Origin of the sequence: Flavobacterium arundinis (assembly GCF_038289855.1) — a bacterium.
In the GTDB taxonomy this organism is placed as follows: Bacteria; Bacteroidota; Bacteroidia; order Flavobacteriales; family Flavobacteriaceae; genus Flavobacterium; species Flavobacterium arundinis.
Map to the genome: position 1 here is coordinate 155,335 of NZ_JBBYHR010000007.1, position 24,309 is coordinate 179,643.

A 24,309-nucleotide genomic window follows, 5' to 3' on the forward strand; every position below is an offset into this window, starting at 1 on the left:
GCAATTAATCGTTAATGGCATCATAGATGAGCAGGTTGTTCTTTACAATAACCTTCTCACCCGCCTTAAGCCCCGATGAGATGTAAGTTTTATCGTCAAGTGCACGGTATACCGTAACCTCCCTGGTCTCAACATTATCCTTTGCATTGAACACCATGACGAAGTTCTTGCTTTTATCAAAAACCACGGCCTCGCTTGGTATGGCTACGAATTTCTTGTCGTCCGGAAAATGTACGGTAACGGTGGCATTCATTTCCGGCTTAAGCGCAACATCGCTATTCGGTACGCTTATGAGGGCTTTTGCCGCCCTGGTATCGGGATCGATTACATTGAATATCTTGTCTATTTTGCCTTTAATGTCTTTGTCAGGATAGGCTATGGTATGGATGTCTACTGCCTGGCCTGTCTTTATCTTGTCGAGGTCGCTCTCGTTTACATTGGCAAGCACCCACACACGGTCCAATTTTGCAATTGTAAATACCGCACTCTCGCGGTTGCTGCTCAGCATTTCGTTAGGGCTGATGTCCTTGGCTACAATGTACCCGCTTATAGGTGCGTACATATTGTACACCGACCCACTTTTCAACCTGTATATCTGGTTCACTTCTCTCATCCTGCGTTGCTCCGCCTTGGCCTTATCAAGCTCTTTCTGGGCCATTACCAGTTCTTTTTCGCTGGCGAGCTTTCCTTCATACATGTCCTTCGCGCTTTGCAGGTTGCGTTCGGCAATGCTCACATCTGCATCTGCGTCGCTTGCCTGGCTCTGGAAGCCTGCGATCTCGGTACTGCGCACACTGGCCAGCAACTGTCCCTGTTTTACATAGTCGCCCAGCTCGGCTTTTATTTCTATCACGCTGCCCCCCACGGCCGGGAATACCTGGCTCATGTTATTGTTCTCTGCGCTTACTTTGCCAAAAAGGCGTATTTCGTTCTGCGCATATTCTTCATCGGCGGTGGCAAAAGTGCTCCCCTTGTACATCGTGTCGGTCATCACAAATTTTTGCGGTGCCTCCTCTTCGTGGTTCTCTTGTTTTTTAGAGCAGCCCGTCATCATTATTATCACGGCTGCGCTCATCAATACTATATAGCCCGGTGTTTTCATTTTTTAAAAGTTGTTAGTGCCTGTTACAAAGTTTATCCCTGCAGCGGCGATTGCAAGTTGTTTTTTAACTCTTTCCACTTCAGTCTGCGCTTCGTTGTATGCCTCAAAAAAATCGGCAAACTCGATCATTGATACATTGCCTTTCTGGAAATTGGAATTGATACCGTTGAATACTGTATCAAAATCCTGGTTGATAAGCGAATTAATGCGTTTGTATTCCTCAACGCTACGGGTAAAGTTCTGGTAAGCGGCGAGAACCTCGTTGGTAACTTCCAGTTCTTTGTAGCTTACATTTTTTCCCGCTTCAAGCTGTCCTGTCTTAGCTTTTTGGATATTACCCTGGTTTCGGTCAAAGAACGGCAGCGATATCGCGAGCCCCATATTGTACTGGTTCCTGAAGGCATCACCCTGCTGGTTGTAGCCACCGCGGAGCGTTACATCAGGAATGGCCAGGCTGCGCTGCAGCTTAAGGTTAAGCGTCGCCGATTCGGTGGCGATCCTTGCCTGGTTGAGGTCGGCCCTGTTTTTCAGGGACTGGCTCAGTATTTCATCGTAAACAAAACTTTTGGCAGCAAAGCCTTTGGCATCGTCAGAGCTGTATCTTGTTTTTATAGTAGCTGTGGTGCCTAGCAAAATATTCAGTTTTTGCTGTTCCTCAATTAGCACCTGGCTTTCTTCCGACTTGTCGTTATTAATCTTTACATAAACCGACTTCAGGCGCACCAGGTCCTTTAGAGCTACATTGTTTTTGGTTACCTGTACCTCATAGCTGCTAATGAGTTCCTGTAGCTTTTGCAGGAGCATGTCATATTTTTTTATGATCTTTTCCTGGTTGTGCAATGTGTAGAAAGATTGCCATATCTGGTATTGCAGGTTGCGGGTCAGGTCGGTCAGGTCGGCTTCAGCCATTTCTTTATCCTTTTTAGCTAGTTCGATACCGGCTTTGCGTTTACCTCCAAGTATAATTAGCTGTTCGATGCCTGCGGCAAAGTTGCCACGATTGCCTGTAGGGAAGTAAAGATTGTTCTGACCTTGGTAGGCAATCATATCGGCGCTTACCTCCGGATTTGGGTACACTTTACTCTGTATTATGGCCGCATCGGCTTTGTCAATACCATACTGGCCGGCAAGCAGTAAAAAGTTATTTTTAAAGAAAAGCTCTTCAGCCTGCTTTATGGTAAGGTCTAGATTTTGAGGGTTTTGCGCAGCCATATTGGCCCAGCATAGCGCTATTGCCATGCAGGACATTATCTTTTTTAATGTCATGTCGATTATTTTAATACTATTTATTTAGACTGGTTTGTATACAGATACAAGCCGTGCCGGGAGCATAGGTAAAACCCATGCGAATAACATTACACTGCCAATAAAGGCAATGCTCCGGATTTTAAAAATGTAAATAGTATTAAGCCTCGGGAGGAGGAGAGAATACGGCCAGATAGGGCGAATAATATAATGAATGGCGATAAAATGTATCGGGAAGCACCACCCTGAAGTTCGGCTGGTGAACAGATTCAAAAACGAGATCTTCCTGTTGCTGCGGGAAGATCCATGTGGTTTTTTTAAGGTTTAATTTGTGGCCAACGGGAGATTTTGTATGGTGCTCGGGAATCGCGTTTTCAATATGGATCACATTTTCAAGTACAAGCTCTACTACACTATCCACCTCTTCAAAATCCTCATCAACAACATCACTGTCACGAAGGGTATGGGGGTTGTCAATACTGAAATTGAGTATATGGAGCGCTATAAGCGCCCATAAGATCCGTTGATAAATATGTACTTTGTTTGTTTTCACAACATTTCAATTCCGTCAATGCAAATGTATAGTTTTTTCTGTAACATAAACCTTGCCAATTTAACATTACTAATGCTGAAAATTACTACATCGTTTGATGCTGTAGCTTAATGGCTATGACATTTCTTATAGTATTGCAGCAAGATTGATTTTATTAAAAAACCCGTAACATCGCTGCTACGGGCCTCAATTCTAATATCTCAATTCTCAATACAGAGGAAAACTTAGTCATTCAGTTTCAACACCGCCATAAAGGCCTCCTGCGGTATCTCTACGTTGCCCACCTGGCGCATACGTTTCTTACCTTTCTTCTGCTTTTCGAGAAGTTTACGCTTACGCGAAATATCCCCGCCATAACACTTGGCAGTAACGTCTTTACGCAGGGCTTTTATGGTCTCGCGAGAAATTACTTTCACACCGATGGCTGCCTGGATAGGGATATCAAACTGCTGCCTTGGGATAAGTTCCTTTAGTTTTTCGCACATTTTCTTGCCGATGTTGTAAGCATTATCCGCATGGATAAGCGCCGACAGTGCATCCACGATCTGGGCGTTTAATAGTATGTCTACTTTTACAAGGTTCGACGTACGCATACCGATAGGGGAGTAGTCAAACGACGCATAGCCTTTAGATACCGTTTTCAGCCTGTCATAGAAGTCAAATACGATCTCTGCCAGCGGCATGTCGAAGTTCAGCTCCACACGCTCTGTGGTCAGGTACGTCTGGTTGGTAATGATACCACGCTTTTCGATACAAAGGCTCATTACGTTCCCCACGAAATCCGACTTTGTAATAATAGTCGCTTTGATATAGGGTTCCTCCACGTGGTCCAGCCTTGACGGTTCCGGAAGGTCGCTCGGGTTGTTTACGATCAGTGGGGTAGTAGGGTCTTTTTTAGTATAGGCCAGGTAAGATACGTTGGGCACCGTAGTGATCACCGTCATGTTAAACTCGCGTTCCAGGCGTTCCTGTATGATCTCCATGTGGAGCATTCCCAGGAACCCGCATCGGAATCCAAAGCCAAGTGCCGCCGAGCTTTCCGGTACAAATACCAGTGAGGCATCGTTCAGTTGGAGCTTCTCCATAGAGTTGCGCAGCTCCTCATAATCTTCGGTGTCTACCGGGTAAATACCGGCAAAAACCATTGGTTTTACGTCCTCGAAACCGCTCACCATATTCTGGGTTGGGTTTTTGGCATCGGTAAGTGTATCACCAACTTTTACCTCTTTGGCTTCTTTTATACCCGATATAAGGTAACCCACATCGCCCGCACCAATACTGGTCTTGGGCACCTGGTTCAGTTTCAGGGTGCCTACTTCATCTGCAAAATATTCGTTGCCGGTGGCCATGAATTTTATCTTCTGCCCCTTGGTTATCTTACCATTTATAACCCTGAATATAACCTCGATCCCACGGAACGGATTATATACCGAGTCAAATATCAGTGCCTGCAATGGCTCATCCGGATTACCTTTTGGGGCCGGTATGCGCTCAATGATGGCAGCAAGTATCTCTTCCACACCCAAGCCGGTTTTGCCGCTGGCCGGGATAATGTCTTCCAGCTTGCAGCCTAGCAGGTCTACAATATCGTCGCTTACCTCTTCAGGATTCGCGCTCGGAAGGTCAATCTTATTTAGTATAGGGATTATCTCAAGGTCGTTCTCCAGTGCCAGGTACAGGTTGGAGATAGTTTGTGCCTGTATGCTCTGGGCCGCATCCACGATAAGCAGGGCTCCTTCGCAAGCGGCAATGGAACGGGAAACCTCGTAGGAGAAATCCACGTGGCCGGGAGTATCAATAAGGTTCAGGATATATTCCTCTCCTTTATAGGTGTACTCCATCTGTATTGCATGACTTTTTATGGTAATGCCGCGTTCGCGTTCCAGGTCCATGTTGTCCAGCAATTGTGCCTGCGATTCGCGTTTTGTAACGGTTTGTGTGGCATCAAGCAGGCGGTCGGCAAGGGTACTCTTTCCGTGGTCAATATGTGCAATAATGCAAAAATTCCTTATATGCTTCATCTTCGTCAATTATCAATTTTCTATGTATTTCGCCCCAAAATAAGGAGGATAACGGCGCTTACCTGTAAAGGTAGCGTTTAATCGGCAAATATAGACAAAGTTAGCGAGTTGCAAAGGGATAATTACGCAATGCAAAAAACGATTTTGTTTAAAAAAGAAACAGTGCATAAAGGGGGCTTTATGCACTGTTTTAAATAGCTTTGTATTTTACGGAATATTGCTGCTGCTATCAACCAGGAGACAGTTATAGATAGCATAAAATATTTCTTAAACTATTAAGCAAAAGAACAAATTTATTTGAAATCTGATCATTGCACAAATGTTAAAATTATGATGATTCTTTTCAATTTAACACTACAACGTTGTAGAATTTGAGTTATCCTTAAGAATACGCGTTTTAGCTAGTGATATTATATATTTATTGAATAAAAATATTTAATAAATAACTAGATATATACCTGTCTATAATACAAAACGGGGACTTTATGGCCCCGTTTTGTTTACTATTGGATGCTAAATCTTTTTATGAAAGTTTTGCCTCACGTTTTATCATGAGATATCCCAATACACATCCTGTAACCAGCGCTATGGAAACATAACCGTCTATAGGCGCTTCGTCATTTACATCGTCGCCACCGCCATCACCCTCATCAAATTCCTGGGCTGTTGCAAGCAAAGGCATCATAAAGAAGAAAAACAGTAACAGGGATTTATATGTATTTTTTATAATTGAATTGTTCATAGCACTTTTTATTTTATAATTAATTTTTTTGTCACCGTTTTTTGGCCATTGTTTATCGTTAGTGTATAAACACCTTCGCTCAAAACAGTTACAGGAATAACCTTTACAACATTGCCTGATTCTGTGCTTACGGATGCGCCTACCTCCTGCCTAACGATATTATACAGGGCCACAGTTGTCTTTTCTGCTGTTGAAGGCATCTCTATGAAAAATGCACCGCCTGTTGAAGGGTTAGGGTATACTTTAAATGAAGCCGAATCAAAATTATTATTGCCCAGCACGGTTGCCTGGAAAACAATATCAAATCGGTTTTCTGCTATGCTTAGAGGGTTCGTGTCGTCAATATTAAAATTGTATAAGGTCTGTCCTTCATTCTCCAGTTCAGTCATCGTATCATTAAGCTTGTCATGCAGGTAAGCTGTCAGTCCATTCGCCATCCCGGTAACATCTATAGCGTATTTATAGGCCGTTTTCCTGTACTGGTTGTTGAACAGGCGGATAACATCAGTAAGTACCGGGTTGGCCCTGCGCACTACACTGTATCGGTCTGTGCCTTCAAGTATTGCTACGTTTTCATCCTGGTTGCCCATCTTCGGGGCGTCCATAGCGTCTATGTCATTAGAATAGTCTGAACCAAAGTCGATAATAAGCCCGTCAGATGGTGTATCGTTCTGGCCGAATGATGCCTGGTCATACATTTTGAGCATTATCCTTGTGTCATTGCTCTCATCTATACCGTAAACATGCGGTGTAACATTGGTAAGCAGCGATTTGTAGCTTTCCTTAAAGGTTAAGGAGGCTGACCCACTGGTTAGCGTTTGCACAAAGAATGCCTGGTTTGCCTGTATGTATTTTGTAGCCGCTGATCCCGAAGTATTGATGCCGTTTGGTAAAAGTACCGTCACATAGGCACCCCTTCCACCAGGCTGGCCTACTGTTGGTGTCCCGCCAAGTGTAGGATCCCAAAAGTAATAGAATCCGGTATTAAGGTTGGTCGAGCCGGCCATTACCGCGCTCATATCTACAGGCGCCTGGTACGGGTTGCCCACAAAACTGTATTTTCCTGCTTCCTGGCTAAGGCTTGTAACCGTCACATCGCCTGTTTTTATAGTCCCTGTAGACCTGAGTGTCGTATTCGTGGGAGCAGAAGCATTCAGTGCCTGGTTGATGGTCCTGTCGCCCCTTATCAGCATACGCATTGGCTGCCCTGCAATCAGGTTGTTTGTAAGTGTGCTTGTAACTGCATTCCATGAAGTGCCCCCTGAATTATCAAAAGTGAATAGCGAAGGGTTGTTGCTGCCCGATGCGTCAAATCCGTTTGCGCCAGGGTTAGCGCCGGTAATATCGGTACCCCATCCAACGATTTCTGCGCCGTTTTCCTGCCAGTTGGCGCGTATAGACCCGCCATTTACAGGGGAGCTTATCAGCCTGAATGCCCTGCGTGCCGGTATGTAACGCTCAATGGTCATTGTACCGCTGACGCTTCCTGTTACCGGAGCTACCATAGCGGTAGTTACAGCATTGCTTTTCAGTGTAAGATTGTTCCCTGTAACGAACTGTCCTGCAACCGGGTTCAGTATTCCGGTAAGGTTAAGCGCATCCGTTAACGTAACTCCCGAAGCATTATTGATAGTAAGGTTCCTGACATAATTGTTGAAGAACGAATTGCCGGAAACAGTTTGTGCTCCTGTTGTCCCTATAAATAATACAGTACCGTCCTGTGCATCAAATTTACCACTGTTGCTCAGCGATCCTGCAATACGGATTGTACCTGCACTATTATTATTCATGGTTACACTCGCGCCATTGTCAATGGTCAGGTTAAGGCAGTCTGCCAGTCCGTCGGTACCGGCTATTATTGGGTAGCGATTGGATGCTACAACAGGTATGCGTGCGTTCAGCACCAGGGTAGGTACGATACCGCAGGCCCAGTTGCCGGGGGTATTCCACATAGTGCTTACAGCGCCAGTCCATACATTTGTAGTGGTAACGGTTATAACTATTACCGTGCTTGTTGCTGTGCTGCATATCCCATTCGTCACTTTCGCCCTGTAATAGGTTGTCGTTGTTAGCGCCGGGGTTGTATAAGTGGCTGCAGTAGCGCCGCTTATTTCAGTCCACGCTGTATTATTGGGAGAAGATTCCCATTGTATTGTTCCGGTATATCCGCTTATGCTTATACTCGCTGTACTGCCCGAGCACAAGGTCTGATTTTCTGATACCGTACCCGCATTTGAAGATGCTGTAACGGTTACAGGGATTATTGCCGATGTTGCCGGTGCACATGAATATCCGTTAGGGTAGGCCCTCACCAGATAGTTTTTTGTGCCCGCCGCTGTTACCGGCGGCTGGTAGGTAACACCTGTTGCACCCGAAATTGCAGTAGCGCCCGACGTAGAAGTTGAGGTGCCATCGTTTGCAGTGAGGTACCATTGGTACTGGGGCACATTTCCTTCGGCAGATGCGGTAAGTGTGGTTGCAACATTCTGGCATGTTGCGGCGCTTGCAGTATAGGTAAGAAACACTGAGTTCAGGTAGGCACTGTTACTGAAAGCCGCTCCTGCACTGTTGGTTACAACACAACGGTAAATGCCATAATTCCCTGTAGCTACAGGCGAAACGGTAAGGGTAGCCGTAGTAACGCCGCTGTAATTTCCGGTATTGGTAAGGGCTATACCATTGCGTTCCCATTGGTAGGTAGGCTGTTCTGTTCCTGATCCTGTAACAGCGACCGAAACTGTAAATGTAGCACTCCCGTTCGGGCATACCGCCTGGCTTACAGGTTGTGTCGTGATCTCCGGGGCCGGTATCTGGAAACTGTCCCTGTTATAGGCCATAAATGCCATGTCATCAGCGCCGCTTGGCATTACTATAAATTTTGTAACTCCGGCCTTGTTGTCTTCGGTAATGCCAAAATCAGACAGTTTATAGGCAACAAGCCTGATATCACGCGTAGGGCCGCCTGGATTTCCGGTGCCATTAACAACAGCAGCATTCAAAGTTGTGTTATTCAGCGTAAAAAAATCGCTTTTATAGGTGCCTACCTTAGTAACGCTGGATGTTGTTACCCTTACAGGCTTGCCCACGATGTTGCCTGCACTGTCAGTAAAATAATAAAGGGAATAGGATCCTCCGTCGGGGTCCGCCACCTGGGTCACAAGGATATCGGGTTTTTCATCTCCCGGTGTATACTGTACGATGTTGCTTGCCTGGAAAGTAAGCACATTTGTGGCAGGAAAGTTGGTAAATCCTGTGCCAAGTCCAAGGCCGCGTGTGCCGTCAATAAGTACGTCGCGGCAGCCCAGTCCTACTACAGATGGTGCGGTATATACCGAAGTTGTTGCACTCCCGTCTATAAGAGATCCTAATACAATATATTGAGATGAGCCTGAAGTAATATTACCCGTCAGGTTGTTGATAGGCAGCGCCCTCCAGTTTGCCTGGGTATACTGGCCTGCAGAAGACCCGAGGCCGCTGGTGTAACCCGATGTTGACAACGCATTCATGAGCGAAGTATCTCCGGCAGCGTTATTCCCGGTGCTGTATAAAACACCGCCGTACCTGAAAGCAGCAAGGGAGTGCTGGGTATCCGGCTGAACAGTACTGGTGGGGTAGGTGCCGCCGGAACCTGTATTCCAGGCGCCATTATAGTTGGTAATGATCTGGTTTACATAAGAAGCACTGCTGGTAGAAGCCGGGGATGCGTAGCTATATGATGCTTCAGGGCTATATGCTACAGGAGGGCCTGACTTTACCACACGAAGATATTTGGTTGTAACGCCCTGGTCTGCAGCAAGGACTGCTGGAACTACAACTGTAAGGGATGTAGCGCTTACAAAAGTAACTGATGTGCCGGGAACGTAGGCAGCAGAGCCGGTCGAAAAATCAGATCCTGTGTAGAACCTTACGGACATTTGGCCGGAAACGAATCCGGTACCGTTAATTGTAATGGTCATTCTTTCTGTAAACGAAGAGGGTGAAATGGAAGTGACCGTTTGCGCCGACAATCCTGAAGCTACAAGCAGCAGCATCGCGATTATTGGGCTTTTTAAAAGTAATTTGGTAATCATAAATTGAATATTAAATGGGGTTTTATGTTCGGTTACAAAGATAATTTTAACAAAATGTTGTGAATTATCATCCTCAATTAAATATTTATGACGTGATTGATTTTTCTTATTATAGATATAAAAGATTGATTTTAAGCTGTCTATAATTTATAATTTTTAGAAATCAAGTTGTTAGTACTATGTTTAAATCCTCCAAAACGTCTTAACTGTTAATATCTTTATAAAATTTAACAATCGAATTCTGACCGGCATCGACGACGCTATGGTACAAACGCAAAAAGCCCGCATACTGAAAAGTATGCGGGCTTTTATACGGAGTCTATTGTTTCTAAATTGAGTGCTTCTTTTTACGGATTACCTGATAAGCTAATATCGAACCACCGATAAAGCCGATTATCAGCAGCTGATTTATAGGCGCCTCTGCGGGTTCATCCTCTACGTCGTCATCAAATCCTGTTTGCGACCACGCCGGTACAGCAAAACATACATATAATAGTGCGGCATATAGCCACGTTTTTGCAGATAATATCTTTTTCATAGCAAGTTTATTTTACGATTAATTTTTTCACAGCGGTTTTTCCTCCATTTTCTACCTGTACCATATAAATCCCTGTTCCCATTTGGGCAGTTGGCGTCACGGTAAGTATATTGCCATATGCATTTGTTTTGCAGGCTACCTGCTGTCCCAGCTGGTTGTATACAGTTACAGAAGGATTATTAGCAGAGGAAAGCTGTACGGTAAATTCATTTCCTGAAGCAGGATTAGGATATACGCTGAATGCGGTCCCTTTAAGTTCACTAGTGCCAAGTGTTTCAGCAAAGACAAGGTTAAAACGGTTTTGCGCCGTACTGGCTTCAACGGCAGGGTCAACAGTAAAGTTGTATAGTGTTTCGCCATTATTTGCCAGTTCGGTACTTGTTTCGGTATAGCTGTCCTGTAGGTAGGCGGCAACATTATCAAGTTCGCTTACAGTTACTTTATAAGTGTAAGAGGTCCCTCTGTAAGTTGTATTTGCCAATGGGATTACATCGGCCGCTGTTGGAATCTGCCTGCTTTCCACGCTGAGTATTTTCCCTGAATTCATTAGTCCTACGCCTTCATCCTGGTTGGTTGGCTTAACCGCATCTTTATTATTCACATCATTGCTGTAAGCATCATTGAAACGTACCAACAATCCATCCATTGCCACACCGTCGGTGGTATCGGCATTGTACATAGCAAGTTTTATCTGTGCTTCGGCAGCATCGGCAGCTTCGTTGTATAAATTTGGCGTTGCATTCGAAAAAACAAATTTATGTGCCTCGGTAAATGTTATATATGTGGGTAAGAACGATGCTGCGGTCTGAACAAATACGGCCTGGTTGGGCTGCAGGTACCTGTTCGCCTGGGAGCCTGGCGTTGTGTTCGAGTTGGTCGCAATAACCACTGTTGTATAGCCACCCCTTGCGTTCAGCGTTGGATCCCATACATAATAAAAGTCGGTGTTCAGGTTATTGGCATCAGCCAGTACAGCACCCATATCAACAGTTGCCTGGTAAGGGTTGCCTATCATGCTAAAATCTCCCGCATCCATACCGAGATCGGTAAAGATCACATTTCCTGTAGATAGTGTGCCTGTAGTGCGGAGTGTAGTTGCTGTAGCCGGTGCAGTATTCGACCCAAGGTTAATAGTCCTGTCTCCGCGTACCAGCAGCCTGTATGGTTTGCCGGCTGTAAGCGTACCGGTGGTAGTGCTTGTTACAGCCGCCCACGTAGCAGTAGAACTAGTATGGGTAAATAGCGAAGCGTTGTTGGTAGTTGTAGGGTCAAAGCCGTTCGTGCTTCCGCCTGTGCCGGTAATATCGGTTCCGAAACCTGCTGCTTCGGACCCGCCTTCCTGCCAGTTGCTGTTTATCGTGCCACCGGTTGTCGATGGTGTGATGAGCCTGAAAGCTCTTTTTGCGGGAATGTAGCGTTCAACAGTCACCTCTCCAATGATAGCTGCCATTAGGCCCTCTACTTTATCTACCAATGCGGTCGACGAAGCAGTGCTTTTCAGTGTAAGGAAACCGCCTGTGTAAAACGGGCCGCCACTCAGTTTAAGTACCCCTGTAAGATTAAGTGTCCCTCCCAGGGTTGTAGACCCTAATGCCCCTGTATGGTAAATCGTAAGGTTACGTATCGTATTATTTAAAAATGTACTGGAAGGAATAGTCTGCGGCGTATTGCCGGCCATGATAAGGCTACCATCTGTAATATCCAGTATACCGCTATTGGAGATACCGCCGTAAACGCGCAATTTTCCGTTGCCGTTATTATTTACGAGCACAGTAGCGCCCTGATTTATTGTAAGATTGGCACAGTCAGCAATACCGTCAAAGCCCATTATTTCGGGGTAACGTGCAGCGTTTCCTGGAATAACCACATTAGTTGCCTGTGTTGGTGCCGCCATTGGCGTCCAGTTCCCCGGTGTATTCCAATTGGTGTTCACAGCTCCTGTCCATACGGATTGGGCATTGCCATAAAGGCTTCCCATAAGCAGGATAAAAACCACAAATTGTTTTTTAAGCGTAAAGATTCGGATCATATAGTAAGTTATAAAGTGATTGCTATTATTTAAATAGTAACTGCAAATGAAGTTGTTTAAAAAAAATAAATCTCCTTATCAATCGTTAATTATTGCTCTTGCGTTGTTAATTCGATATTAAAACACGGGTATTTGCCTGAAAAATTGTGAAAAATATTATGTTAATGCGGTTTAACTAATATTATACTACAGAATTGTTCATTATTAAAACACACTGAAATTGTATAATATACTGTTCAGCTAAAAAGATGTAATTTTGCACAAAATGAAGAAGATGGTTAAAATCGGTAACATAGAACTCCCTGACTTCCCACTATTGCTTGCGCCAATGGAAGATGTAAGCGACCCGCCTTTCCGCAGGCTGTGCAAAACCCATGGCGCAGACCTTATGTTCAGTGAGTTCATCTCGTCCGAGGGGCTCATTCGCGATGCGATGAAAAGCAGACAGAAACTTGATATATTCGATTATGAGCGCCCTGTCGGCATACAGATATTCGGGGGCGATGAAGAGGCGATGGCATTATCGGCACGAATTGTAGAGGCTGTAAATCCGGATATTGTGGATATCAACTTTGGGTGCCCTGTTAAAAAAGTAGTATGCAAAGGCGCCGGAGCAGGTGTACTAAAAGACATCGACCTGATGGTGCGCCTCACAAAAGCCGTGGTAAACAGTACGCACCTTCCGGTTACTGTAAAAACCCGTCTGGGATGGGACGAAAATTCCATCAATATAGATGAGGTGGCCGAACGCCTTCAGGATGTAGGGATAAAAGCATTAAGCATACACGGTCGCACCCGTGCACAGATGTATAAAGGCGAAGCTGACTGGAGCCATATTGCCCGCGTTAAGAACAACCCGCGCATACAGATACCCATTTTTGGCAACGGCGACATCGACAGCCCCGAAAAGGCCTTAGAATATAAGAACCGTTACGGCATCGATGGTATTATGATAGGCCGTGCCGCTATTGGCTACCCGTGGATATTCAATGAGATAAAGCATTTTATGGAAACGGGCGAGCACCTTGCTGCGCCTACACTCGAAGACAGGGTAGAGGCCGCAACAAATCATTTAAAATGGGCCATAGAATGGAAAGGCGAGCGTGTAGGTGTATTTGAAACCCGCAGGCATTACACCAATTACTTTAAGGGCATTCCTAACTTTAAGGAATACCGACAGCGCATGGTTACCCACGACGATGCTGCCGATGTATATGCCGTACTGGATGAGGTGCGGGAGAAATTCGGCCCCCTAACCCCCAAAGGGGGAATTCCCATCAGGATGTAATTCAAATTTATAACATAGAAAATGGGGTTGTCTTAAAAAGATAACCCCATTTTATTTATAGCTCTAGTTCCACCTTCGGGGATTAGGGGGCTCACTACACCTCCACTTTCTTCCATCTTCCCCTTTTGAACAGGATAAAGCTGGCTATCGTCATGGCAGTCTCTGCAATGGGGATAGCCCAAAATACCCCTGTAGGACCCATGTCTAATCCTTTGGCAAGCACATAGGCAAGTGGTATCTGCAACATCCAAAATCCAAAAAAGTTGACCCACGTAGGGGTTTTGGTATCGCCGGAACCATTGAAGACATTGAGCAGCACCATTCCCAGGCCATAGAATACATAACCCGCGCTCAATATCCGTATGGCTTTCACGGCGATCTCGTGTACGTGCGGGTTTTTGGTAAAGAACGACATCATGGGTTCAGCCGCCAAAAGTGTGATCGCCATAATGGCCCCCATATAAGCCATGTTGAATTTTGCCGTTACAATAACCGACTGCTCTGCCCGTTCCGGCTGTTTGGCGCCTAGATTTTGGCCTACCAGTGTAGCCGCAGCCCCGCTCATTCCCCACGCCGGGAGCATAAAGAACATCATGATACGGAGTGCGCTCTGATAGCCCGCCGAGCCTTCGTCCCCGCCCGTAGTGGCTACCAACTGTGCCAGGAACATCCAGCTGCACGACCCTATGACGAATTGCAATATGCCCGGTGCGGCTACTTTTACAAGCGCTTTTATCTGTTCCATATCAGGGATGAAGTAGGAGGCAACCACCTTCAGCATACCTTTGCCGTTGAACAGGTTGTATAATTGGTAAAGCACCCCTGTACTACGGCCTATTGTTGTTGCTATCGCTGCACCTGTAAGTCCGAAGGCAGGTATCGGGCCAAACCCGTTAATGAATATCGGGCAGAGGATGATGTTGGCAATATTGGCTATCCAAAGGCTCTTCATGGCAATAGCGGCATTACCCGCCCCACGGAAGATACCATTGAAAAGGAATAGCAGCATAATGACAAAGCTGCCGCCCATCATGATACGGATAAAGTCGGTGCCAAACACTGCCGACTCCCGTGACGAACCCATGAGCACCAGTATGTCGGTGGCATAAATAAACCCGAGTATGGCAATGACCACATTAACGGCTACGGCCACAACTATGGCCTGCATACCGGCTTTGGCTGCTGCTACCGGATCTTTTTCGCCAATGCGGCGCGCTACGACGGCTGTTGCTGCCATGCTCATCCCGATGGCAATGGAGTAAATAATAGTCAGTACCGATTCGGTTAACCCAACCGTCTGTACGGCAAAACTGCTGTTCTCAAGATGTCCGACGAAATAAAGGTCAACGAGTGCGAACACTGATTCCATGGCCATTTCGAGCATCATGGGTATGGCAAGCAATAGTACGGCACGGCGAATGCTGCCTTGCGTAAAGTCTATGTTTTCTCCGTTGAGGGATTGTTTTAATAATGTAAAAAAGCGTGACAGGGCACCAGAGGAATTTCCTTTTTGTGTCATGATATTGTATGTGATAAAATTAATAATAGGGTAGCGGCATTAGGAATAAATGCCATTATGATCTGCCGGGAAGAGGTGTCCTTGTTAGCGGGTGCGGACAGCAAACACTATCATATGTTTTGAATAAAGCACAAATATAAAAGGAAAATTTTATGAAAATGCTAAAACTCAAGAATTTTCGAGCAGCTTTTTGTTTACCCTGGCAGCCGCTATCCACGAGGCCAATACGCCCAGTGTGAGGATGGTAGCAAGCACTACAAATAGATTTTGGAAGTTGAACGTAACAGGATACGCCATGTCTGCAGTGATCATGAACAGTGAAAAATGCTGTTGCAGCAATATTACTCCTGATGCGATCAAAAGCCCGAAGAATATGCCAAGTACAGTGATAAAGATACCCTGGTATAAAAATATTTTGCGCAGGCTGCTTACTTCAGTACCCAGGCTGTAAAGGGTTTTGATGTTCTCTTTTTTGTCGAGTATCAACATGATCAGTGCACCGGCAAGGCAGAACAGCGTAAGTACTACGACCAGCGAGCAGAAAAGGTAGGTTACCAGGTTTTCTGCATTGAGCATTTTATAGAGCGAGTCGTTAAGCTGCGCCCTGTTCTTAATGATTATCTTGTTGCTAAAGATGGTTTGAAGCTGCTGCCTCACATCATCCTCGGCTGCTCCGGGTGCGAGCTTAAACTCAATAGAGGTAAGTTTGTTTGACGGGAAGTCCAACAGTTTTTGAGCGGTATCAAGGTTACAGAAAACATACCTGCCGTTCACATCGTCATTAACAGAATATACTCCTACAACGTTGAGGCCTCCTTTATTAAAAGCATCTTCCGGGGTTTGAATTGGGCCTTTTCCGGGTTTTGGCACATATACTTCAAGCACACGGTTGTAGTCAAATAGTCCTAGTGATAATTTGGTAAATATATCTGCACCTACCACTACCTGTGAGGTTTCTGTAATGGGCCACTGTCCCCCAACAAGCTTGGTCTTCATAGGGTTCACCTGCGTGAAAAGACTGTCGGTGCCCTTCAGTACGGCTACCTGCTCTTTACCGTCAAAATAAAAAAGCACACGCTCTTCGGCTACTTTGCTGTAAATAGCCACACCTTTAAGTGCTTTCAGCTGTTGTTCCTGTTGCGGGGATATAATGAAGGTTTTTCCACCGATTGGCGATAGCTTAAGATCAGGGTCGGTAGTATCGGTAAACGAAAGGCTGAAATCCTTGAGCCCGCTAAATGCCGAAAGAATAATAAACAGCGCGGCGGTGCTTGCCAGTATGGCTACAGCGGCAATTGCGGTAATGATGTTTACGGCAGTGCTCTTGCTGCGGCTTATGGTATAACGCCGTGCTATGTAAAACGGGAATCCCAAATTAAGATTTCTTGCGTTTGTCTAACAGTTCCGGGTTGGTAAGCGGGTTATTGGCGCCGCCGAGTTCGCGGTCAATGATCTCCATCTGGTCAAGGGTATCGTCCAGGTAAAATACAAGGTTCGGCACTTTGCGCAACTGTAGCCTGACGCGCTGCGAAAGGTCGTGCTTGATGAGCGGAGCATTCGATTTTACGGCTTCGAGTATTTCGCCCCCTCTTTCTGAAGGGAATACGCTCAGGTAAACTTTAGCAATCGATAAGTCGCTTGTTACATGTACCTGGGATATCGAAATAATAAGGTTAGAAATGCCGTTTTTCCGTATCTCACCCTGTAAAATATCAACTAAATCGTTCTGAAGGAGTGCTCCTATCTTTTTTTGCCTGTTCGTTTCCATAGTGCAAATGTAGCAATTATTAATGTGTCAATGTAGCAATTTGTCAATGTAGCAATTTTCTTAGTGTGGTTAATGGGGTAATTGTTACGTTGGTACATTGTCGAATTGAATCATTAACCGATTTCCTGGCACAATTCTACCAATACGCCGTTGGTACCTTTAGGGTGCAGGAAAGCCACGAGTTTATTGTCGGCGCCGCGCTTTGGCGTTTCGTTCAGTACGGTAAACCCTTCTGCTTTCAGCCGGGCTATTTCGGCATTAATGTCTTCCACGTCAAAAGCGATATGGTGTATGCCTTCGCCTTTCTTTTCAAGGAATTTGGCAATGGGGCTGTCAGGTGTAGTGGCTTCCAGCAGTTCGATCTTGTTGGGGCCGTTCATGAAAAAGGAGGTCTTTACGCCTTCGCTGGCCACTTCTTCCTCTTTGTAGGCCGGTGCGCCGAATAGTTTTTCAAAAAGCAGGTTAGATGCCGCAAGGTCTTTTACCGCTATGCCGATGTGCTCTATTTTTCTCATGCCCAAATATATTCAATATTCTTAAAAAATGCACGTGTTGCCGGAGGTAAGAAAATACCCCTTATTAGGTATTTTTTCGCCTTTCTTTAAAAAATACATTTGCTTATAACCCAATAATAATTAAACATCTACAAAAATGAAACCAACAAAAACATTAAAAAAATTATCGGCGCTGGCCTTTGTATGCCTGCTCATAGTTGTAGCCTGTAGCAAGGACGACTCTTCGGGGGGTGGATCGAACAAGCCCCTGACCGAATTTGAGTTCTCAGGGATTTTTACCGGTACACTTAATAATAACGGTGCCATTTCCCAGCTGGAAGGGTATGTAACCATTGATGATGACGGCGACACCAGGTTAAACTTACTGACAGGCAGCATGCAGGGATCATCGGTTAAGGACGGCGACAATTACAATATTACTGTCAGCGAAGCCAATGGTGTGTTTTCCAGCGTAGAGAACATTACCGGGACAATTGACGTGGAAACACGTACATTATACCTTAGCGGCACTAACCCTAACGGATCGCAAATAACGGTAGGCGGTAACGCTGCAAATCCGAATTTAGTGACCGATGGCGGATGGCCTGCGCTGACAAAATCGGCAGTTACATTTACGCACCAACTGCCGTGGTGCCTTGCATCGGTAACTGTAAATGGCCAGACTTTCAGCGGCCTTAACCAGTATTACCAGCAGGAAGGCCCATGTTCCAATTATTATTATTCCACCAATCAATTGCGTTTTAATATGGAGGATAAAGTGTCACAGATCTATTGCAACGACATCACGCTTTTAATGCTTAACGGCCAATATGAAACGACTACAAGCTGTGCCGTAATCAAGTTTGTACTGGACGAGAATACCGAATATGACTACACCGTAGTGTGGAGTGACGGCACGACCGGCAGCGGCACTTTTACAACCCCTGACGGCGGGTTTACAACCCCGATATGCCTTGAAAAAGACGGCCCTGCCTGTACTGAAGACGGCGGACTGCAAGGCGAAAACGGCAACCCAAGGTTCAACCTGCAGTTTAGCAACGCCGGTAACGTAGACCTCGACCTGTATGTGCAGACCCCGAACGGCTCACTAATCTATTATGGTAATGAGACCGCACAGGGGGGTACTATTGATATCGATTGTGCCTGCGGTAATGCCTGCGATTCTGAGAATATTTTCTTTGATAATGGCCCGGCAGGGCAGTACACCTTTTGGGTAGACTATTATGGCGATTGCGGCAGCGGCAGCACATCATCGAATTATACTATAAAAGTAATGAACAACAATACGGTTGTCCAGACGAAGACCGGTACGCTGAGCAGCGGCGAGTCGACCCACTGGACCTACAACCATAATTAAATTTTGTATTTGGGTTAGTTACGGGAGGTTTTCCTGAAAGCAGCAGTAGCGAATGTTACTGCTGTTTTTGTTTAATTATTGTGTAAATTTGGTATCTATAAATACTGTGCAATGGTATACAATTATTTAGACAGCCTCAAAGAAAAACTTAACGGATTAAGAAATAAGCAAAGCGAAAAGGTTGCTAAGGCGTTTGATATAGAATATACCTACGAGAGCAATAAAATTGAAGGCAATACACTGACACTTCAGGAAACCGCTCTTGTTATAGAGAAGGGATTAACAATAGGGGGTAAAAGCCTCAACGAGCATTTAGAAGCTATTAATCACACTTTTGCAATAGAATATATAAAAGACATTGCAAGGCAAAAAGAAGCGATCAGTGAGCGCGTTTTGCTTGATATACATAAGCTGATATTACAGGGTATCGATAATAACAATGCCGGGAGATACAGGACAGTACAGGTGCTTATAAGTGGAGCAAGGCATGTTCCGCCACAGCCATATCTTATTCAAAAGGAAATGGAAAGCCTTTTTTTATGGTATGAAGAAAATAAACATAAAATACATCCGGTAGAGCTTGCAGCCGAAATGCACGAACGTTTGGTAACCATACACCCGTTCATTGATGGAAATGGTCGCACTGCACGGCTATTGATGAATTTGATATTGCTTCAGTACGGGTTTCCAATAGCGATATTAAAGGGTGATTCAGAAAGCCGGTTGAAATATTATGGCACACTTGAAGCCGCACAAACGGAACATAATAAACAGCCCTTTCTCGAATTTATAGCCCAAAACATCCTGGATACCATGGAAAGGATTATCAGGACTATTGAGTAGTCAAAACAAGACATTCACAATAAATATAAGGTTTGATCACTACGTAAACTTCGCTCAAAATAACGCTTTGTTCATTTTTTAGTTTACAATTTAAAGTTTATCAATTTGGTTTTTTTAGCTACATTTAGTCGCCAATTAATAACTATATATGATCAAGCACTTACAATATACTGATGATACATCTGACAAATTCTGGCAGATAGAAGTAACGGGAAATTCGCATACGGTAACCTTCGGACGGAGCGGGACTTCGGGACAGGCGAAAACAAAAGATTTTGATACCGATGAAGCCTGCCTTGCCGATGCTGAAAAGCTGGTTAAAGAAAAGACCAAAAAAGGATATTCGGAAAACGGGACGGTGAATGAGACAGTCGCGGCCAGGCCTAAATCTGTTGTACAGGTTTCTGCAAAAGAAATTAAAGAAAACCTTGCACGGGAATTGAAAGCCCTGATAGATGAAATTAATTATGAGGGCATCATACCTTTTCTTGAAAAATATGCAAAGACACATAAGGATTTGCTTAAAAAAGAAATAAAGACCTACTCACGTTGGCTGGGGACCGACGAAAATGAAGTTGCCTCCTGTGTTGCATTTGCTGTTTTCGATCTTTCGGATACGCGTAACTGGGACAAGCTGGCAGATGCTTTACGCTCCTATCACAAACTCGATAAAATCAAAAAAGTACTGGATTGGGCAAAACCGTCATGGATAGGCGAATACCTTTTACAGTTTTTTCGGCAATGGCAACGAAATGGCAGGAGTATCTATTTTCATTATAACAACCTGAGAAAACTCGAAGAATGGGGGCATGTGAGCCATGATCCTGAATTGTTCGCGCTATATCTCAGCATCTATTCAGACGGGCTGGATTATATATGTAATGATAAAGTGGCCTATACGCGCGACCTTCCTTTGCTCTTCGAATACGAAACAAGCCTTCATACTACCTGGATTTACAAGGGGAGTGATGCGGCCGCTGCCTGGCCTAAAGACCTTACCGTTTTTTGGGACGTTGCTTTTTGGCGTTTGCTCGAAGAAGGAAAAATAGAAAAAGAATTCCTGCTTACCCGTGTGCTGGAAGTGCAGACAAAGAACTGGCACAACCACCTGAAGGCTTATTTAAGGAAAGTGCTGTTAAGGGCCGGACTGGAAAAAGAGATGGTGATAAAGCACCAGGCACTGTTCCTTCCCCTGCTGCATTCGGAACAAAGTTCTATTGTTAATTTCGCCATCGATTCGCTTAAGCCTTATTTCGCCGAAAAGGACCTTGACCTTGGGGAATTCCTCAATTGGGCAGAGCCTGTTTTCATGCGTGCCGAAATGAAGGGAGGCGTTAAAGCGCTGCTTATCCAGCTGGATGCTGCGATCGCGAAGAAAACGGAACTGAAAGACAGGATATGCGGCCTCGTCGCCGATGTATTCATGATCCCGGACCTGCAGTTGCAGGAAAGGGCTGCCGCTTTTTTGATTAAGCACGGAAAAGATGCTGAAGTTGGCGAAAAACTGGCGATGTATGCTTCGCAGATGCTGGGGAAAGTGGCCAACGAACTGAAAACGTTAATGAGTCAGGATGCATCGGGTGAAGGATCGGCGGTTAGCGCTGATGATACCGAAGAATATATTTTCAATCCCATTACGGTTAAAAAGCTCGGTGAAAAAATTGCCTATCCTGAAACATGGAACGACATCCTTTTTCACATGGGGAAAACAGTAAAGTCAGACGACACTGTTGACCTGGAAATTTTGCTGCAAAGCTGGGTATGCAAAAGAGGCCTTTTCCCGCCGGATTATAAAGAACAATTAGCACCTTACATTGCGCAGCTGGATAAATACAAATCGGAATCCTGGCATCGTAATTTTTCCAAAGAATTTATTCCCTTCCTCAAAAACGAAGACAGGGTATATAAATATGAACGGTATAACGACAGCGCCACATACAACATCCATACCTGCTCTGACCTGGTTATACTGGCACAGCAAAGGATTTGCGACAAAGTGTCCCTGCCTTTTCTCAGCGCACCTACACACCAGCCTTTTTGGGTAGACCCGGTGGCATTGGCCGAACGGGTCATTGCATATGAAAAAGTATCCCAAAAGATCAACCTCACTGATCTGGCGGTCGCACTCAGCAGGATGCCAAGGGAAAATACGGAAGAGGTCACAAAAAAACTGCCGGAAATACAGGATGTTGCTCTCAGGGAGCTGCTAAGTTTCGCGTTAGGGAACACGACGACCATACCGCAGCAGAAAGACCCCGAATGGGCCGGCTTGTGGGCATTGGTGGCACGTACGCACCGACCGAACGCTGTTTTTCATGAGTTTTCAGCATCGTTTGGCGATGTCCCTTTTATGGCAGAACCTTACAGGCCCGGACTTCAAACCAAAGGCAAATACCGTGGAAAATATAATGTTACATTAGGGGATTATGAAAAAACGGAATACCTGAGCGATGTCCTCGACATTCCTTTCCCGAAGCGGCCTTATGTGCCTTATACCTTCTTTTACGGGAAAGACATGTATACACGGGAGGAAAAGAAGGCCTGGTATATCGATGGTTCCGATGTGACGTTTATGTACAATCTGATGCCGCAGAATACCGAGGCTTTAGCGTTGCTCCTCGCTTCAATATACAATAGGGATGAAGAATTTGACTACAGGCAAACCCCTATATTGCTTAAGCACATGCTGAACAGTTTTTACAGGCTTGATCCGGGTTCGGTTATTTACCTGGCAACCTCTGTCTTTAACAAGAGCAAAGAAGCAAGGATCATGGCAGGCGAAGTAATGATACGCAGCATAGAGGAAAACCGCCTGCCGGTCGACGACATGGGGTCAAAACTGGGTATGCTGATCAACAGGCATTATGCACCGGCCAACAGGATGCTCAATGTATTTGAATCGATTAAAGACGTGTCGCAAAAGCACAACGATGCATTGTTCAAACTACTGGAATCCATATTGCCGGAAATAAGGCTGTCTGATAACATGCCCGGGAATGTCAAAAAGGTACTGGAACTGTATTACGACCTGAAACATAAGCTGGCCCGGCCAATATCGCCGCAGGTAGAAATAGCTTTAAATGAACTGGAAGGACTGAAATTATTGCAGCCGATCATCAACAAGATAAAGAAATAATAATGGATTTGACAGATCTGGACATCGAATACAGGGGTCAATCCTCACTGACAAGTACGGGCGGCATCAATCAATTGGTGCTGTCCCACCAGTCGGAAATTGTGGAAGATAACCACATTCCCTGCTTTTTCTGGGGAAACCTTACGGAACCTTATTTAACCTCGAGGTGTTTGCTGACGCTGTCTAAAGTGGTCCGCTCATCATTTACCCCCATACCGCCGCGGATGCTGGACCCTATCGTTTCGGCAGGGACAGGCCAGCTCCGGTTTGAAGGGTTTTCATCCTGCAATGGCGTTTATGCCCGACTGGATCTGCTGGAAGATGCTATTGACGGGGAGTTTATTGCCAGCGGGACAACCAATGTAGATTTTAATGAGCCCATGCTGAATGCCCTCAATGCGGTTAAAAAAGAAGAAAAAATGATACTGGGCGTAGGGAGTAAAAATGTGACCGTAAGCACCGAAAAAGGGACCGTAACAGAAAAAAAGGTAACGCTTCCGGCACGATGGATCAAGGGGTTTACGAGCGTGCAGCTGTACCTGGCTGATATGGAAGAAAAATTCACACTGAACAGGATACAGATCATTCAGCTGTTCCAAAGCATTCCCAAGGGTACTGCGAAGGGAGAATTTTATTTGACACAACGTGCCAATAAGTTTATGTGGTCGCCGGTTGAAAGTAAGGATGCCGTACGTTTTGGAGGTGTTGCCCGTTTGCGCCTGCTGGACGGAATTTCTACGTATTTTCAAACCATGTCCATTTACCAGTCAAAGGATGGGGAAAGTGTCGCAATAGTGGCAGGCCTGGGGAAAATGAGGTTCACCCTCGCTTTATCTCCCGATAATTACAGGGGCTTTTCGGGTGAAGGCAATGTGCTTGAAAGTATGGCAAGCGAAGTACCCGAAGCATGGGTGCGTGCTATGGACAGCCTGTTGAAGTCCAACGAGCAATTTGACCCAACGATGTTATCTGTTGAACATGACGTTGCGTTCGACACGATGGATAGCCTCACGGCCTCACTGTCATCCATGGGGTTGCTGGGCTACGACCTGCACAACCACCAGCATTATTACCGCCGCCTGCCTTTCAGGGCAGAACGTATCCTGTCGCTCAATCCACGATTGAAAAACGCGAAAAAGCTAATCGATGAAAATGGAGTGGTCTTTACCAGCAAAGAACCCGGCAATATTGAAGCAAGAGTGGAAGGGACTGGTGTGAAGCATACCGTGATCATTCAAAACGAACTATCAAAATGTACCTGTGACTGGTTTACAAAGCATCAGGACAAGCGCGGGTTGTGTAAGCATATTTTGGCTGTGAAGATGATGATTGCTTAGTTTAATAAGATGGCTTGAAAACAAAAGCCCTCACATTGCGGTGAAGGCTTTGTAAAACGAGTGGTCCCACCTGGGCTCGAACCAGGGACCACCTGTCCCGAAAGCTTTCGGGAGAGTCGGGTGCTCATTTATATTTTTGTTTCAGGTTATCGATAATTTCGGGATAAACTTTGAGATTTTGAATGTATTTTTTGCTTTTCATAGCTTTAATGTGCTTTTCGATTTTAAGCGCTTGCGATACCGACA

Annotated in this window: 17 protein-coding genes; 5 read left to right on the forward strand and 12 right to left on the reverse strand. The window is 45.2% G+C overall.

From position 1 onward, the window contains the following. Nucleotides 1-4: 4 nt before the first annotated feature. The 8 genes from AAEO56_RS13240 to AAEO56_RS13275 form a co-directional block, all read right to left on the reverse strand. The gene (locus tag AAEO56_RS13240) at nucleotides 5-1,102 is read right to left on the reverse strand and encodes an efflux RND transporter periplasmic adaptor subunit (protein ID WP_341697548.1); all 1,098 of its coding nucleotides are present in this window, start codon (nucleotides 1,100-1,102) and stop codon (nucleotides 5-7) included. 3 nt (nucleotides 1,103-1,105) lie between these two features. Then, nucleotides 1,106-2,368: a TolC family protein gene (locus AAEO56_RS13245; protein WP_341697549.1), complete on the reverse strand. Its 1,263-nt coding sequence runs from the start codon at nucleotides 2,366-2,368 to the stop codon at nucleotides 1,106-1,108. Nucleotides 2,369-2,507: 139 nt separating this feature from the next. After that, a complete protein-coding gene (locus AAEO56_RS13250) occupies nucleotides 2,508-2,900 on the reverse strand; it encodes a hypothetical protein (protein ID WP_341697550.1) in 393 nt (130 codons plus the stop codon). A gap of 224 nt (nucleotides 2,901-3,124) precedes the next feature. Next, the gene (gene lepA / locus AAEO56_RS13255) at nucleotides 3,125-4,921 is read right to left on the reverse strand and encodes a translation elongation factor 4 (RefSeq protein WP_341697551.1); all 1,797 of its coding nucleotides are present in this window, start codon (nucleotides 4,919-4,921) and stop codon (nucleotides 3,125-3,127) included. A 523-nt stretch (nucleotides 4,922-5,444) separates the two neighbouring features. Next, entirely contained in the window at nucleotides 5,445-5,663 is a 219-nt protein-coding gene (locus tag AAEO56_RS13260) for a hypothetical protein (protein ID WP_341697552.1), read from the reverse strand. Nucleotides 5,664-5,671: 8 nt separating this feature from the next. Beyond that, nucleotides 5,672-9,733, reverse strand: coding sequence for a T9SS type A sorting domain-containing protein (locus AAEO56_RS13265; protein ID WP_341697553.1), 4,062 nt, complete (start codon nucleotides 9,731-9,733; stop codon nucleotides 5,672-5,674). Between the two features lie 328 nt (nucleotides 9,734-10,061). Beyond that, complete coding sequence (locus AAEO56_RS13270) at nucleotides 10,062-10,271, reverse strand: hypothetical protein (RefSeq protein WP_341697554.1); 210 nt, start codon at nucleotides 10,269-10,271, stop codon at nucleotides 10,062-10,064. 7 nt (nucleotides 10,272-10,278) lie between these two features. After that, on the reverse strand, nucleotides 10,279-12,300 hold the full coding sequence (locus AAEO56_RS13275) for a T9SS type A sorting domain-containing protein (protein WP_341697555.1): 2,022 nt from the start codon (nucleotides 12,298-12,300) through the stop codon (nucleotides 10,279-10,281). Nucleotides 12,301-12,574: 274 nt separating this feature from the next. Between AAEO56_RS13275 and dusB the strand changes: the two genes are divergently transcribed. Beyond that, entirely contained in the window at nucleotides 12,575-13,588 is a 1,014-nt protein-coding gene (gene dusB / locus AAEO56_RS13280; RefSeq protein WP_341697556.1) for a tRNA dihydrouridine synthase DusB, read from the forward strand. Nucleotides 13,589-13,682: 94 nt separating this feature from the next. On the opposite strand, the gene AAEO56_RS13285 is transcribed toward dusB, so the two are convergent. From AAEO56_RS13285 to mce, 4 genes are all read right to left on the reverse strand, one after another. Beyond that, nucleotides 13,683-15,107 (reverse strand): MATE family efflux transporter, encoded by a 1,425-nt coding sequence (locus AAEO56_RS13285; RefSeq protein ID WP_341697557.1) that lies wholly within the window; start codon nucleotides 15,105-15,107, stop codon nucleotides 13,683-13,685. 168 nt (nucleotides 15,108-15,275) lie between these two features. Then, the gene (locus AAEO56_RS13290) at nucleotides 15,276-16,481 is read right to left on the reverse strand and encodes an ABC transporter permease (RefSeq protein WP_341697558.1); all 1,206 of its coding nucleotides are present in this window, start codon (nucleotides 16,479-16,481) and stop codon (nucleotides 15,276-15,278) included. Between the two features lies 1 nt (nucleotide 16,482). Continuing rightward, the gene (gene rbfA, locus AAEO56_RS13295) at nucleotides 16,483-16,875 is read right to left on the reverse strand and encodes a 30S ribosome-binding factor RbfA (RefSeq protein WP_341697559.1); all 393 of its coding nucleotides are present in this window, start codon (nucleotides 16,873-16,875) and stop codon (nucleotides 16,483-16,485) included. 113 nt (nucleotides 16,876-16,988) lie between these two features. Further along, the gene (gene mce, locus AAEO56_RS13300) at nucleotides 16,989-17,390 is read right to left on the reverse strand and encodes a methylmalonyl-CoA epimerase (protein ID WP_341697560.1); all 402 of its coding nucleotides are present in this window, start codon (nucleotides 17,388-17,390) and stop codon (nucleotides 16,989-16,991) included. 136 nt (nucleotides 17,391-17,526) lie between these two features. On the opposite strand from mce, the gene AAEO56_RS13305 reads away from it, so the two are divergent. The 4 genes from AAEO56_RS13305 to AAEO56_RS13320 all read left to right on the forward strand — a co-directional run bounded on the left by AAEO56_RS13305 (nucleotide 17,527) and on the right by AAEO56_RS13320 (nucleotide 24,063). Continuing rightward, nucleotides 17,527-18,747, forward strand: a complete 1,221-nt coding sequence (locus tag AAEO56_RS13305) for a hypothetical protein (RefSeq protein WP_341697561.1) — start codon at nucleotides 17,527-17,529, stop codon at nucleotides 18,745-18,747. Between the two features lie 111 nt (nucleotides 18,748-18,858). Continuing rightward, on the forward strand, nucleotides 18,859-19,590 hold the full coding sequence (locus tag AAEO56_RS13310) for a Fic family protein (protein ID WP_341697562.1): 732 nt from the start codon (nucleotides 18,859-18,861) through the stop codon (nucleotides 19,588-19,590). 148 nt (nucleotides 19,591-19,738) lie between these two features. Continuing rightward, nucleotides 19,739-22,726 (forward strand): DUF6493 family protein, encoded by a 2,988-nt coding sequence (locus tag AAEO56_RS13315; protein WP_341697563.1) that lies wholly within the window; start codon nucleotides 19,739-19,741, stop codon nucleotides 22,724-22,726. Between the two features lie 2 nt (nucleotides 22,727-22,728). Next, complete coding sequence (locus tag AAEO56_RS13320) at nucleotides 22,729-24,063, forward strand: SWIM zinc finger family protein (protein WP_341697564.1); 1,335 nt, start codon at nucleotides 22,729-22,731, stop codon at nucleotides 24,061-24,063. Nucleotides 24,064-24,309: the final 246 nt, after the last annotated feature.